This is a genomic window from Afipia sp. MLSD5-FHT05B12, from assembly GCF_058793355.1.
Map to the genome: position 1 here is coordinate 1 of NZ_JBXAFS010000001.1, position 13,954 is coordinate 13,954.

Annotated in this window: 12 protein-coding genes; 10 read left to right on the forward strand and 2 right to left on the reverse strand. The window is 55.2% G+C overall.

What is annotated here, in order from left to right; genetic code table 11:
• Positions 1-5 precede the first annotated feature (5 nt).
• Together AC1Q6J_RS00005 and AC1Q6J_RS00010 are read left to right on the forward strand one after the other, a co-directional pair.
• Entirely contained in the window at positions 6-113 is a 108-nt protein-coding gene (locus AC1Q6J_RS00005; protein WP_492277711.1) for a hypothetical protein, read from the forward strand.
• A gap of 336 nt (positions 114-449) precedes the next feature.
• The gene (locus tag AC1Q6J_RS00010; RefSeq protein ID WP_492277266.1) at positions 450-1,679 is read left to right on the forward strand and encodes an ABC transporter substrate-binding protein; all 1,230 of its coding nucleotides are present in this window, start codon (positions 450-452) and stop codon (positions 1,677-1,679) included.
• Positions 1,680-2,083: 404 nt separating this feature from the next.
• Here the strand turns inward: AC1Q6J_RS00010 and AC1Q6J_RS00015 are convergent, their stop codons facing one another.
• Entirely contained in the window at positions 2,084-3,007 is a 924-nt protein-coding gene (locus AC1Q6J_RS00015) for a LysR substrate-binding domain-containing protein (protein ID WP_492277267.1), read from the reverse strand.
• 191 nt (positions 3,008-3,198) lie between these two features.
• Here AC1Q6J_RS00015 and AC1Q6J_RS00020 point away from each other — a divergent pair, with 191 nt between their 5' ends.
• The 8 genes from AC1Q6J_RS00020 (at position 3,199) to AC1Q6J_RS00055 (ending at position 12,091) form a co-directional block, all read left to right on the forward strand.
• Entirely contained in the window at positions 3,199-4,020 is an 822-nt protein-coding gene (locus tag AC1Q6J_RS00020) for a class II aldolase/adducin family protein (RefSeq protein WP_492277268.1), read from the forward strand.
• A gap of 47 nt (positions 4,021-4,067) precedes the next feature.
• A complete protein-coding gene (locus AC1Q6J_RS00025; protein WP_492277269.1) occupies positions 4,068-4,859 on the forward strand; it encodes a class II aldolase/adducin family protein in 792 nt (263 codons plus the stop codon).
• 258 nt (positions 4,860-5,117) lie between these two features.
• A complete protein-coding gene (locus AC1Q6J_RS00030; RefSeq protein WP_492277270.1) occupies positions 5,118-6,326 on the forward strand; it encodes an ABC transporter substrate-binding protein in 1,209 nt (402 codons plus the stop codon).
• An 89-nt stretch (positions 6,327-6,415) separates the two neighbouring features.
• A complete protein-coding gene (panE, locus tag AC1Q6J_RS00035) occupies positions 6,416-7,345 on the forward strand; it encodes a 2-dehydropantoate 2-reductase (protein ID WP_492277271.1) in 930 nt (309 codons plus the stop codon).
• A complete protein-coding gene (locus AC1Q6J_RS00040; RefSeq protein ID WP_492277712.1) occupies positions 7,345-8,514 on the forward strand; it encodes an alpha-hydroxy acid oxidase in 1,170 nt (389 codons plus the stop codon). Before panE ends, AC1Q6J_RS00040 begins: the two co-directional genes overlap by 1 nt.
• A gap of 15 nt (positions 8,515-8,529) precedes the next feature.
• Positions 8,530-9,744, forward strand: coding sequence for an alpha-hydroxy-acid oxidizing protein (locus tag AC1Q6J_RS00045; RefSeq protein WP_492277272.1), 1,215 nt, complete (start codon positions 8,530-8,532; stop codon positions 9,742-9,744).
• Positions 9,745-9,811: 67 nt separating this feature from the next.
• Positions 9,812-10,666 (forward strand): alpha/beta fold hydrolase, encoded by an 855-nt coding sequence (locus tag AC1Q6J_RS00050; RefSeq protein ID WP_492277273.1) that lies wholly within the window; start codon positions 9,812-9,814, stop codon positions 10,664-10,666.
• 624 nt (positions 10,667-11,290) lie between these two features.
• Entirely contained in the window at positions 11,291-12,091 is an 801-nt protein-coding gene (locus tag AC1Q6J_RS00055) for an AMP nucleosidase (RefSeq protein ID WP_492277274.1), read from the forward strand.
• 505 nt (positions 12,092-12,596) lie between these two features.
• On the opposite strand, the gene AC1Q6J_RS00060 is transcribed toward AC1Q6J_RS00055, so the two are convergent.
• A complete protein-coding gene (locus tag AC1Q6J_RS00060; RefSeq protein ID WP_492277275.1) occupies positions 12,597-13,814 on the reverse strand; it encodes an ABC transporter substrate-binding protein in 1,218 nt (405 codons plus the stop codon).
• Between the last annotated feature and the right edge of the window lie 140 nt (positions 13,815-13,954).

Genomic DNA, 13,954 nt, shown 5'->3' on the forward strand with positions numbered 1-13,954 from the left:
GGAGGATCGACTACAACACCAACCGACCACACACGAGCCTCAACGGGCTCACACCAACCGAGTTTGCAACCCGCCCCAACAGGGGGCAGAACCAGAACAGACTCTCCTTATAAACGAGGGCAACTCGGGGAGCAGGTCACGGCGACCTTGTTTGAAGGGCAGCCTTATGTCTGTGGCGACCGATTCACGGCGGCCGACATATCCTTTGGATACGCGTTAGGATTCGCGACGCATCTCAATCTCGCCGGTCATTTTCCAGAACGGATAAAGGACTATTGGCAGCGACTGAAGGCGCGCGACGGATTTCAAAGCGCGCGCCAGAAGGAAATTCAGTGTTCGCGCGCCCAGGGCGTCGAGGAAGTCGACGTTCACTACTAGTCTTCCAGACAACGCGGATTCGAGCCGTTCTGAAGTACCGCGTGTATTCACAGGTAAGGGGGTTCAAGGTAATGTTATCCAAGAGACTTATTCAGGTGACGGGTACAGTCTTCGTTCTGGCTGCGGTTACGTCGAGCGCATTCGCGCAGAAAAAGTACGATGTCGGTGCGACCGATACCGAGATCAAACTCGGAAACATTATGCCTTATAGCGGTCCGGCTTCCGCATACGGCGCTGTCGGCAAGGCCGAGGAAGCATACTTTCGCAAGATCAATGATGAGGGCGGCATCAACGGCCGCAAGATTAAGTTCATAAGCTACGATGATGGATACAGCCCACCGAAAGCGGTCGAGCAGGCCCGCAAGCTTGTTGAAAGTGACGAAGTGCTGGCGCTCGTGAGCCCGATGGGGACGCCCTCCAATTCAGCCATTCAGAAGTACCTCAACCTCAAAAAAGTCCCGCATCTTTTCCCGGCGACAAACGCAAGCAAATGGGCCGATCCGGTAAACTTTCCGTGGACGATGGGCCCCGTCGGCATGGGGTATCTGAGCGAAGGGCGTGTGTTTGCAACGTACCTGTTGAAGGAGAAGCCTGGCGAGAAGATCGCGGTTCTCTATCAAAATGACGATTTTGGAAAAGAGCTCCTGAAAGGTCTTAAGGCAGGTCTCGGAGACAAGTCGTCCCTTATTGTCGCAGAGGCAGGCTATGAGGTCTCAGACCCTACAATCGATTCACAGATCGTGGGCCTCAAGCACTCAGGTGCAACCGTTCTGATGAGCTTCGCAACGCCGAAGTTTGTTTCCCAGAGCATCAAGCGCGTAGCTCAAATCGGATGGACGCCGCTGCACTTCGTTCCATCGGTTGCCTCGTCTATCGGTACAGTGATCGCACCCGCTGGTTTTGAGAACGCTCAGGGTGTTGTTTCGGGAACGATCATCAAGGACCCTGCTGATCCACGCTGGAAGGATGACGTTGGCATGAAAGCTTATGTTGAATTTCTTGCTAAATATATGCCCGAGGCAAACAAGGCCGATGCGTTGCTGGAATATGGCTATTCGACCGCGCAGGTAATTGTTCAAGTACTTAAGCAGTGCGGCGATAATCTCACACGGGAAAATGTAATGAAGCAGGCAGCCAGCCTGCGCGACGTTTCTTCGGATGTTTTCATTCCGGGAATCCTTGTAAACACAAGCGCAACTAACTTCGCGCCGATACAGCAATCGCAGTTGATGCGATTTAAAGGCGAAAGATGGGAGAATTTCGGCGATCTTTTGCGCGCCGAAGGCACGCCGTCGAACTAAAATAGCAGAAGATCGCGTGCCATGGCGTGCTCGCGATCTTCCCCATTTATTTGCATCGCTTTAGTGGCGAGTGGTTCTCGCCGGATCTCTCGTCGACTTTTGTCACCAGTCAACTCGGAACTGAGTCTGAAGGATAGCTCACCGTTGCGCTGAGCTTAGTCAAGTCCGCTATCATAAGGCGGGAAACGAAAATGACGTATTACTTCTGCTTCACGGCTGGCCACACATCGCATATATGGGGCCACGTCATTCCCAACAGAGTGGACCGCGATGTTGGGACAGAACTGATTTGATGAAGAGGCGTTGGCGGGTTCACGCCTCCTGGAGGCTGACAGCAGGACGCCTACGTGAGGTCGTCAACATTTTGTTGTCGTGGCTTATCGATCTAACAGACGCTATCTTGGTCAGAAGCCTAGTTTGGCCGCCTCAGTTTCGAGACTGCGCGCCGTGAGCTTCAACCAGTTGTGGACGACCTTTATTTTTTCCGAAGCAGCATCGAGCTTTCTATAAGTAAAATAAAAATCCCTCTCGCCCAGCGGCATAGGAGGCCAGAGGGAAATGGCGGTGAGGGCGCCGCTCGTGATCATTGAAGATACGAGAGGAAATGGAGCGAGGATTGCTCCCATGCCGGATCTTGCCATTTGGATACCTGTTAGCAAGCTGTCGCCCAGCAATTCGGGTTCGATCGACGACAGTTCTGGCGCCCTTTCATTGAACCAGCCGCGCCAACTTCCTGGAGCCGTAGCGAACTCGATCAGCGGCATTCTCGCGAGATCTTTTGCGTCACGAATAGGGCCGTACTTTTCGATGAGGCTTCGCTCTACGCATGGCATATTGCGAGAATGAAGCAGACGATGAAATATCAAGTCGGGAAATGGCGGTGTCCCAAGTTGTACGGCTGCGTCTATCGGATCATTTTCGAAGTTGACTGGTGTATTTCTTGCTTCAATTCTCAAATCGATGTTGGGATAAGTGGTGCGAAACTTCGCCAGGTTCGGCAGTGCTGCGAGTGTTGCGAATGTCGGAGTAACGCTGACGCGTACGATCTTGTCATGCCTTCGTGTCTCAAGCTGATCGCTGGCGCGAAACAGTTCATTGAAGGCATTCATCACCGCTGTCGCATAAACAGATCCCATTTCGGTAAGCACAATACTTCGTCCATTGGGCTTCACCAATTGAACCCCGAAATGTGCCTCTAATGCACGAACTTGATGGCTGATTGCTGAGGGTGTCAAGTTCAAGCTTTCGGATGCAATTTTTACGCTGCCAAATCTGGCGACCGCGTCAAATGCACGTAGGCTCGCAAGCGGAGGAAGTATATGGGACATCTTCACCATTCCTCGGATTGAACCTGCTTCAACAATCAGCAATCGAATTCAATTGTCATATTGGCTGTTATGCCTCAGCTTTGAAGGCGAGTTCAACAAAGAACATAAACTGGTTTGTTGGTGCGGTGCGGTCGGCATCTTGGAGCCGCGCGTACACCGGCCGGCCAAACGCGCCGACGAGGAGAATACCGATGAATGCGCCATACAAACATGATCACGGGACGAGTGCAGCGGAGAAAATAAACAGAGGATTGCCGCAGCCACCCGTGTTTTCAACGTTGGGCGAGGAGCGTCAGCATCGTAAGGAGAGATTGGCTGCCGGATTTCGGCTGTTCGCCAAATTTGGCTTCGATGAGGGTGTTGCTGGTCATATCACAGCGCGGGACCCTGAATTCACAGATACCTTCTGGGTGAATGGCTTTGGCATGAGCTTTGGCCAGATCAAGGCCTCGGACCTGATTCGGGTCGATCATAGAGGCGAGGTTGTCGAGGGCGATCACCCGGTAAACGCTGCCGCTTTTGCGATACATGCCAGCGTGCATGCGGCGCGTCCGGATTCGGTTGGTGCAGCTCACTCGCATTCAACATACGGACGCGCCTTCGCCACGCTTGGCAAAAAACTCGATGCGGTTACGCAAGATGCGTGCGCGTTTTATAACGATCATGCTCTCTACGAAGATTACGGCGGGGTTGCGGTCGAGTTGGACGAAGGGCAGCAAATCGCAAAAGCGCTCGGGCTCCATAAGGCGGCAATCCTGCAAAATCACGGGCTGCTGACCGTCGGCCAAACCGTGGACGAGGCCGTTTGGTGGTTCATCACAATGGAGCGTTCATGTCAGGTCCAGCTCGTTGCGGAAGCGGCCGCTGCTCGAACCGGGCAGGATCTCAAGGTTATCTCCAAGAGTTCGGCGCAGCAGGCGTTCAATGTTCTCGGCTCGCCGTTCGCCGGATGGTTTCAATTCCAGACCTTGTATTCCAAGATCGTGAAAGAGCAGCCAGATCTGCTCAGTTGATCGCGGAATAAACCTCATCCGAAAATAAAATCTTCAGGGAGCTAATGATGAACATCCAGACGTCGCCAAGAAGTGCGACTCGCAATGCGATGACAGCGGAAGAAAGATTGGTTCGCGAGGATCTGGCCGCACTTTACCACATTTTCTACGATCATGGCTGGACGGAGCATATCTACAACCACATCACGGCTCGCGTGCCCGGCCCAAATCGTCATTTCCTGATCAACTCGTTCGGTCTCCAATACAACGAGGTTACCGTTTCCAACCTCATCAAGATCGATCTTGACGGCAACAAGGTTGTGGATGTGCCGGGGCGGGTGAATGCTCCGGGCTTCACAATCCATTCTGCCATTCATGCCGCGCGGGAAGATGCTCATTTCATCGCGCACACTCACACTACGGAGGGCGTAGCGGTCGCGTGTACGAAAGAGGGGCTTTCTCCTCACAATTTTTACGGCGCGATGCTTTATGAGCAGGTTGCCTATCACGACTTCGAGGGCATCTCGACCGATCTGGACGAGCGAACGAGATTGGTGAACTCGCTCGGCGACAAGAACTACATGATCTTGCGGCACCATGGATTGCTGGCTTGCGGCGAAACCGCCGCGGCAGCGATGTTCCGGATGCGGCTTCTGCAGCGCGCCTGTGAAGTGCAAGTTACCACAGCCGCCTTTGGAAAGAATCAGCGGCCGCTTTCTGAGGACATCTTGCGGAAGACCACGCGGCAGATGCAGGGCGAAGTCGCCAAGGGCTTTGATGAGAAGACGTCGTTTGGCCAGGATTCATTCGACGCTTATCGCCGCGAACTCGATGCCAAGGGAAGCCGCTACAGGGACTGACGGGCGCGAGTCCGTCGTCAGCCTGCCGGTGAGTCCGCTGGTCTGACGTCTACCATAGCCAAAAATGCAGGCGAACGAGCTGCGCATACATGCGTCAGCGCGAGCGGGGAGTATTTGCCCGGAGAATGGATGAGCGCTGATTGCAGCAGCGAAGAATAAACGCGGGAGACGAAATCCCGCCGACAGATGCGGGATTCAAAAAAAGAACTTTGGAAACGTCATCACCTGGCGCCCCGCGCCGTTTCACAGGAGGCTTTTATGTTTCGATCCGCGGTAACGATTTTCGCAGCAGGGCTGTTCAGCACGCTCTTGCCGGCAAGTACCGTGAGCGCAGGCGACATGCCCGGCGTTTCGGCAAAAGAGATTATCGTAGGCTCTACCTTTCCGTTCAGTGGTCCAGCGTCGTTACTTGGAAATGTTGGCAAGGCCTTTATGGGCTATGTTGATTTCATCAATGATCGGGGAGGCGTGAACGGCCGGAAGATCAAGCTCGTGGCGCTGGACGATGCCTACACGCCGAGCAAGTCGGTTGAACAAACTCGCAAGCTAGTCGAGAGCGATGAAGTCGCACTGTTGTTCAGTCCCCTAGGTACGGCAAGTCTTTCCGCGACAGTCAAGTACGTCAACATGAAGAAGGTGCCGCAGCTTTTCATTGTGACGGGCGGAAACAAGTTCACAAATTACGCTGAGTATCCTTACACCACAACCGGTCTGCCTAGCTTCGACACCGAGGGTAAGGTCTACGCGAAGTACATCAGCCAGAAGCTGCCGGGCGCGCGCATCGCTATTCTGTATCAGAACGACGACATGGGAAAAGATCTGGTCGGAGCGTTCAAGTCTTATCTGAAAGACGATTTCGATAAACTGGTGACAGCAAAGGCTTACGAGACCACCGATCCCACCGTGGATTCTCAGATCGTAAGCCTAAAAAGCTCGGGGGCTCAGGCCTTGTTCATTGGTGGAACTCCCAAGTTCACTGCACAGGCTCTGCGAAAAGCCGGAGAAATCGGTTGGAAGCCGCTTACGCTGGTCAATTATCCGTCGAGCTCGATCGCAGGCACGCTTGCTCCGGCGGGCGTCGAAAACTCAACGGGCGTCATATCCGGCACGTTCCAGAAAGATGCGACGGATCCACGATGGGCCGACGACAACGCCACAAGAGATTATCGCGCGTTTCTTTCAAAGTATCTTCCGACGGGCGATATCGGTGAAGCTTCCTATGTTCTTGGCTTCATTCAGGGACAAATCTTGGAACAGATTCTGAAGCAGTGTGGTGACGACCTTTCCCGCGAGGGTATCATCAAGCAGGCTCTGAGCTTAAAGGATTTCGCGCCGGGGATGGCCGCGCCGGGCATCACCATCAACACCAGTCCGACCAACCATCAGGCGTGGACTTCGCTCCAGTTGCAGCGATTTACCGGCAAGAACTGGGAGCCGATCGGTAGCCTCATCAGCGCCGCTGATTGACATGTGAATCAATACCGGGGCTCGCGGCGCCCCGGCGGTTTGCACAATAGCACCGGCGCATTGCACCGGGTTTCAACAAGGAGAAGAGTGTGCGGATATTGGTAATCGGAGCGGGAGCGCTCGGTGGGTACTTCGGTGCGAGGCTGTTGGCTGCGGGCCGTGACGTTACGTTTCTTGTCAGACCGAAGCGCGCTGCGGAACTGGCAAAAAGCGGCCTCACCGTTAAGAGCAAGCTCGGCGATCTTCACTTGACCGTACCGCCGACCGTTACCGCCGACAAGCTGAGCCAGCCCTTCGATATTATCATCCTGAGCTGCAAGGCTTACGATCTCGATGAGGCGATGCAGTCGTTTGCTCCCACAATTGGCAAAGACACTGTAATCATTCCACTGTTGAATGGTCTACGGCATGTTGATGCGTTGAGTGCATGCTTCGGCGCGGAAAAGGTGTTTGGCGGCCAGTGTGCGATCTCGGCGACCCTTTCTCCCGACAGAGAAATACTTCATCTTGCTGATATGCATACGCTTACTTTCGGTCCGCAAGGGGCGAAGAAGCCGAAGAACTACTCCGAAATTGTGAGCGCGCTGTCCGATGCAAATTTTGCGGCGCAGCCTAGCGATATCATCATGCAAGAGATGTGGGAAAAATGGGTTTTCATTGCCACCGCGGCAGGTTCCACTTGCTTGATGCGTGCGTCTGTCGGCGACATGATTAATGCCGGAGCGTCCGAGCTCGTGATGGCGCTCTTCGACGAGTGTGTTGATATTGCGACCAAGCAAGGATTTGAGCCGCGAACGGCGTTTCTCGAGCGGGCACGGTCCATGTTTACGACGCCGGGCTCGCCGTTGATGGCGTCCATGCTGCGCGACATTGAGAAGGGAGCACCCACCGAGGGAGATCATATTCTTGGCGATATGCTGAGCCGAGGCGGGGTAACGACTCCGCGTTCGCTGCTAGGTGCGGCGCATGCACATGTGAAAGCCTATGAGGCGCGGCGCGCTAGGGAAACGGCCGCATAATCATGATCTTCACCAATGTAGAGGATTTTCGCGAAGCCGCGCGACGTAAGATACCGCGTTCGATTTTCGAGTACGGCGATGGCGGCTCCTATGACGAAGTGACATTGCGGGCCAACAGAAACGATCTGGAAAGCCTGCGCCTTAGTCAGCGCGTCATGGTCGACATGTCCCATCGCTCGATGAAAACCCGGATCGTTGGCGGCGATGTGAATTTACCTCTTGTCATCGGGCCGACGGGGCTTGGCGGTCTGTTTCACGCGGATGGCGAAATACATGGTGCGCGTGCCGCAGAAAACGCAGGAATTCCGTTCTGCCTGAGTACAATGTCGATATGCTCGATCGAGGATGTGCAGGCGGCAGTAAAAACACCGTTCTGGTTTCAGCTCTATGTCATGCGCGATCGCGGTTTCACGCGGTCGCTTATTGAGCGTGCGGTCGCGGCAAAATGCTCGGCGCTCGTACTGACGGTTGACTTGCAAGTCGGCGGCCGGCGGCATCGCGACATTAAAAATGGCCTCAGCATTCCGCCAAGACTGACCTTCGCTAACGCATTCGATATCGCTTCGAAGCCGAGATGGGCGCTCGGCGTCCTGGCCGGACGGCGGCGGTCATTTGGCAATCTGGAGGGCGCCCCAGCGGCCGAGGAAGGGCTGGCCTCGCTCGCGCATTGGGTCGGCGGCCAGTTCGATCCGTCTCTCACTTGGGATGACGTCGATTGGGTTCGCAGTATCTGGCCGGGAAAACTCGTCATCAAAGGACTACTCGATGAACGCGATGCGCGAGAGGCGGTGGAGCGCGGAGCCGATGCCATCGTGGTTTCGAATCACGGGGGCCGGCAATTGGATGGCGCGAGTTCATCCATTGCGGCATTGCCGGGGATCGTTGGGGCGGTAGGGGGCGCGACCGAAGTCTTGTTCGATGGAGGCATTCGCTCCGGACAAGATATTTTGAAAGCTCTGGCCTTGGGCGCCAAGGCATGCATGATCGGAAGGGCCTATCTCTATGCTCTCGCATCAGGAGGGCAGAGTCGGGTGGAGGAGATGCTCTGTCTTCTCGGCAAGGAGCTGGACACCTCAATGGCTTTGACCGGCGTGCATGACGTAAAGACAGTTTCTCCCGAAACCCTTCTTCGCCGGAGTGACGGTTCGCTCGTGGGTCATTATCACTGATTGTCCGAGACAGGCGTGGCGCGCTCGCGCTTAATCATCAGAATGCTGGAGAGTACTTTGGCTCACTACGGCGATTACCAAACCGAAATATACGGCGCTGGCCTTAGCGGGCGATTGCCGAAGCTTCCGGTTAATTTCAGCGAGCTTGAAGCACGCGCCCAAGCGGCCATGCCGCCAGGCGTCGTGTCTTACGTCGCGGGCGGCTGCGGCAACGAGCATACGCAAAATCTCAACGTCACCGCTTTCGAGCGATGGGGGCTGATGCCCCGGATGTTCGTCGGCGCTGCCAAACGTGACATGTCCATCAATCTGTTTGGGATGTCGCTTCCGACACCTTTGTTCATGAGTCCTATCGGCGTCATCGGTATCTGCGCGCAAGACGGCCGGGGAGATATCGCGACCGCCCAAGCCGCCCGCGTGATCGGTGTGCCTATGGTTGCATCGACACTGAGTGAGACTCCATTGGAGCAAGTTGCCTCTGAATTTGGAGATACACCCGGTTTTTTCCAGCTCTATACGCCGACAAACCGCGCGGTTGCCGAGAGCCTTGTACGTCGCGCCGAGGCCGCAGGATTCAAGGGAATCGTAGTAACTCTTGATACGTGGGTGACCGGATGGCGTCCGCGCGATCTCAATCAGGCGAACTTTCCGCAGCTGAGGGGCTATTGCCTCGCCAATTACTTTTCGGACGCGGCATTCCGAAGCCTGTTAGCGAAGTCTCCGGAGCAGGACCCGAGCGCCGCTGTCATGCAATGGGCGAAAATTTTCGGTAATCCGTTGACATGGGACGATCTGCCCTGGCTCAGATCTTTGACAAAGCTTCCTTTGATCGTGAAGGGGATTTGTCATCCTGACGACGCGAGGCGCGCAATCGACGGTGGCGTCGATGGCATTTACTGTTCAAATCACGGCGGGCGGCAGGCAAATGGCGGTCTTGCCGCGATTGATCTACTGCCTGGGGTTGTAAAGGCCTCGGGAAACACACCGGTCTTGTTTGACTCAGGCGTGCGTTCCGGCACAGACGTCATCAAAGCGCTTGCGTTGGGCGCAGCAGCAGTCGGCATTGGCCGGCCATATGCCTATGGGCTGGCTCTGGATGGCGTTGACGGCATCGTTCATGTGCTGAAATGCATCCTTGCCGAGGCGGACCTTTTGATGGCAGTGGATGGCTATCCGACACTGGCCGATCTGCAACCTGCGTCACTGATGGTGTCTGCGCCGGGGCGCTGACACTCTCGGGTCGAAATAATTGATGGTGATGCGTAGAAAAGATCGTCAATTCGGAAAATAAATCCACATGATTTCTCACCATTATGCTGAGCTGAGCCAGATCCGCATGCACTATCTTGAGGCGGGGCGTGGAAGCGATGTGGTGCTTTTGCTTCACGGCTGGCCACACACGTCGCATGAGTGGCGGCATGTCATTCCTAAGATTGAAGGCCGCCATCGCGTGTTGACGCCGGATATGCGGGGGCTTGGGGATAGTTCCCGGCCTGCAACGGGATACGATATCAAGAGTGTTGCTGGCGATATTATAGAACTGCTCGACACGCTTGGGATCGAACGTTTTTCAATTGTTGGGCATGACTGGGGAGGGCCGGTCGCCTTTGCTGTATGCTTGCTCGCGCCCCTTCGTGTAAAGCGGTTCGCCGTTATCGACGTTGTTCTCCCTGGAGACGGCCGCGCCGCCGGGGGCAATCAGGGCGGTTTGCGATGGCATCATGCTTTTCATCGGACCCCCGATTTGCCTGAAGCGCTGACCGCGGGCAGAGAGTCCGCGTATTTGAATTGGTTTTATCAGGAGTATAGCGAACGTGCAGGCGCTGTTAGCGCAGACGATCTCGCCGAGTATGTGCGGACTTACTCGCAGCCAGGCGCCATGCGAGCGGGCTTCGAATATTATCGATCGGTCGAGCAGTCCAACGCGTTCGCATCGCAGATGATTGCCAAACACGGCAAGCTGCGGATACCAACGCTAACCGTTAGTGGCGGCGCCGGTCGAGGGAGGGGGCTAGAGGTAGCCGAAAGCGTGAGTCTTGTTGCCGAAAACGTGAAATCTCACATCATCCCCGATTGCGGTCATCTCGTGCCGGAAGAAGCACCCGATGAGTTGAGCGAAGTGCTTGTGCCGTTCCTTGGCGGTTCGCAGTAGGTGGCCTTAAGGAGCGGCCTCACCGCGCGCGGCCGCTGTACCGCGGAGTTGGGCCCCAGAGTAACTCTTTGAACTAAAGAATCGGTGGCAACCAACGGCACTTCGAAAATCCCTGTTACCCCTGCAAGAATTCCCTGATCTCTAAGATTTATTCCCTGTTCGTTTGTCTAGGGAATTTCCCAAAAATCACTACGGTACAGCGGGTTTCTGCTTTAAAAGTCGCCCGCTCGAGCCGGAAAATCGCAGATTTCCCTGTAAAATTCCCTGTTAGCAGGGAGTTCACCCAGAGACGGGCGCGATGAGCACTGTGTCGCCAGCCAGCCAGTGTGGGCTTTGGAGAATATCTTTCTTCAGTGTGAGAAAGGCCCGCCGACCTCGCGGTCGGAGTCTCTGCTCAACTTCGCGGAGGCTGTGGACCGTGCGCACTCCACGTGAAGCCAAGCTGCCTATGTCGGGTTTCACCACGGCTTGTGTAAGGCCAGCGCGATGACTTCCGGGAATAGGATTGCAGGCGGAGTAGCGGAATTAGGTAAATCCACATGTGCCACATTGGACAGAGAACGGTCCTATCCACTAGCCTTGACAGGCAGCGTGGTTGTGCGCCTCGGGAAGAGATCAAAGGGAATGAAAGAGAAAAAGGACATCGTAGAAAACTGGCTGCCGCGTTACACCGGCACGCCACTTTCTGAATTCGGAGAATATATCCTCCTGACTAACTTCGACAACTACGTCGAATGGTTCGCTGCGGCGTATGGTGGTCTGGTAGTGGGCGTAGATCGACCGATGCCCAATGTGACTGCCGATGGGATCACTCTGATTAACTTCGGCATGGGAAGCCCGAATGCCGCGACCGTGATGGATCTGTTAAGCGCCATCTCGCCGAAAGCCGTATTGCTTCTCGGGAAATGCGGCGGGTTGAAACGCAAAAATCAAATTGGCGACTTGATTCTGCCGATTGCGGCGATTCGGGGCGACGGCACCTCAAATGATTATCTGCCTCCGGAGGTTCCCGCGCTGCCCGCGTTCCAGTTGCAACGCGCGGTGTCAACCATGATCCGCGATCTCGGTCACGACTACTGGACGGGCACTGTGTATACGACCAATCGTCGTGTCTGGGAACATGATGGTCGCTTCAGGGATGTGTTGCGTCGTACCCGAAGCATGGCGATCGACATGGAGACCGCAACAATCTTTGCTGCAGGATTTGCCAACCACATTTCGACTGGCGCGCTGCTTCTTGTGTCCGATCAGCCAATGATCCCCGAGGGTGTGAAGACCGAAGCGTCGGATCAGATGGTGACCGCGAACTTTGTCGAAAGGCATATCAAGATCGGAGTAGAGGCGCTGAAACTTGTGCGGCGCCGCGGTCGCAGCGTAAAGCATTTGCGTTTCGAAGACGATTTCGACGCAGGACATGAGACGTGAAGAGGCGTTACGTCGCCGCATGAACAGTTAAGCAGAAGCGCGATCTTCCCATTTGGGGTCGCGACGGTCGCTGCTGAATGTCCGACCTGTGTGCTCAGCGGGTCAATCTTCAGTCGTGCTAAGCGTCTCTGCTCGAACCGCACCACAAGCTAACATGGATCCCACCAAGGCAAACAAAGCAGCAGACGAAGGTCTGATTGTTGTCATTCCGCTGCCTATAACGCTCACGCTTGAAAAAATCTTTGCAATGAATGACGTGGATACTAGGAATTGGAATGCTTCGATAGGCCACCTATGCGGCACCGATACCATCGCAGCCGGCAACGCATTTCTGCCCGCCTTCATGGAGGCGTACAATGCGCGCTTTGCCAAGGCGCCATTTGTTGATCGAGATATCCAAATGGGCAATTATGGAATGCTGCCGATCCAAGGTGGTGGAACTTGTTGTCGATTGCACGATCTGGCGGCTGAGACGGCTCCAGATAGAAGATCTGCTGCCATTATTTCAGCCATCACTACGACCTCTGATGACATCGCCAAACGGCTCCCACCGGCTGCCTTTGAACCGCATCATCTGCATGTCTTCGAGCGGGGAAAAGTCCTTCTCGCCAGTGGTTGCCAGAATGCCGGGGATGAGAACATCGGATTCGAAGTTCTTGATGCTTGCTGCCTGTTTCATGACGTTCTCCCGCGTCAGATTATCGACGCTCTGCTTGAGTACCTGGACCATCAACTGGGCGCCCATGTAGCCATGGATCATAAGGCTGTCGGCCTTGTTGGCATCGGGCATATATTTCGCGAGAAACGAGGTGTAGGCCTTCATACCCTTGTCGTTATCCCACTGCGGATCCGACGCATCCTTGATGAAGGTTCCTGACAGCACGCCTTGCGCGTTCTCGACACCTGCGGGCACGATGACCGTTCCGACAGACGAGGCGACGTTGGGGATGAAATGCATGGGCTTCCAGCCCAGCTCGGCGATCTTCTTGATGCTTTGCGCCACAAATTTCGGCGTGCCGAAGGTAAACATCACGTCCGCGCCGGAATGTCTCAGTTTGACGATCTGCGAGTCGATGGTTGGGTCCGTGACCTCATAAGGCGTTTCTTCGACAATCATCGATGCTTTGGCGCCAAGGCCGGCCTTTAGTCCGTTCAACAGTTCCTTCCCGAAATCGTCATTCTGATAAAGAATGGCAATCTTCGCATCCGGCTTCTCGCGAAGGAGGTAGGCGGCATAGATGCTGCCTTCAGTTTGATAGCTGGTGCCGAGCAGCATCGTCCACGGATATGTCTTGGGGTCGCTCCATTTGGACGAGTAAGACGCCGGGAAAAGCTGCGGCACCTTCTTTGCGTTCATATACTTCTGAATCGCGGAGTTCGATGGCGTGCCCATTGGGCTGAAGATAAGCAACACCTCATCGCTCTCTATCAGCTTGCGTGCCTGTTCGATCGCCTTCGGCGGGCTATAGCCGTCGTCATAGCTGATGAATTCGATCTTCCGGCCATTGATGCCGCCGTCGTCATTTACTTTCTTGAAGTAGGCGGCCTGTGTCTTTCCGATGACGCTGTAGGCGGAGGCCGGCCCGCTGTAAGGCATGATATTTCCGAGCTTGATGGTCGTGTCCGACGCGCCGGGGTCATATTTCTTCTGGGCGTGCGCCGGTGTGCCAGCGATAACGCCGAGCATCAAGCCGGCAAAAAGCAGTGACTGATCGAATCTCATGATGCCCTCCCAAGCGATTGCGCCAATCTTGTGCGCTCTACTTGGTATGACAACGTCGAACAGTGCCAAATGCCGCGTCTTAAAATGCCAACGCGCGACGGCTGCATCACGAAAAAACGCGATGTTTTGCAGCGTTAATG

What these genes read in the sequence shown, in the direction of transcription:
- AC1Q6J_RS00010 (WP_492277266.1), top strand. Translation starts at nt 450, where the DNA reads ATGTTATCCAAGAGACTTATTCAGGTGACGGGTACAGTCTTCGTTCTG.
- AC1Q6J_RS00015 (WP_492277267.1), bottom strand. Translation starts at nt 3,007, where the DNA reads ATGTCCCATATACTTCCTCCGCTTGCGAGCCTACGTGCATTTGACGCG.
- AC1Q6J_RS00020 (WP_492277268.1), top strand. Translation starts at nt 3,199, where the DNA reads ATGAATGCGCCATACAAACATGATCACGGGACGAGTGCAGCGGAGAAA.
- AC1Q6J_RS00025 (WP_492277269.1), top strand. Translation starts at nt 4,068, where the DNA reads ATGAACATCCAGACGTCGCCAAGAAGTGCGACTCGCAATGCGATGACA.
- AC1Q6J_RS00030 (WP_492277270.1), top strand. Translation starts at nt 5,118, where the DNA reads ATGTTTCGATCCGCGGTAACGATTTTCGCAGCAGGGCTGTTCAGCACG.
- AC1Q6J_RS00050 (WP_492277273.1), top strand. Translation starts at nt 9,812, where the DNA reads ATGATTTCTCACCATTATGCTGAGCTGAGCCAGATCCGCATGCACTAT.
- AC1Q6J_RS00055 (WP_492277274.1), top strand. Translation starts at nt 11,291, where the DNA reads ATGAAAGAGAAAAAGGACATCGTAGAAAACTGGCTGCCGCGTTACACC.
- AC1Q6J_RS00060 (WP_492277275.1), bottom strand. Translation starts at nt 13,814, where the DNA reads ATGAGATTCGATCAGTCACTGCTTTTTGCCGGCTTGATGCTCGGCGTT.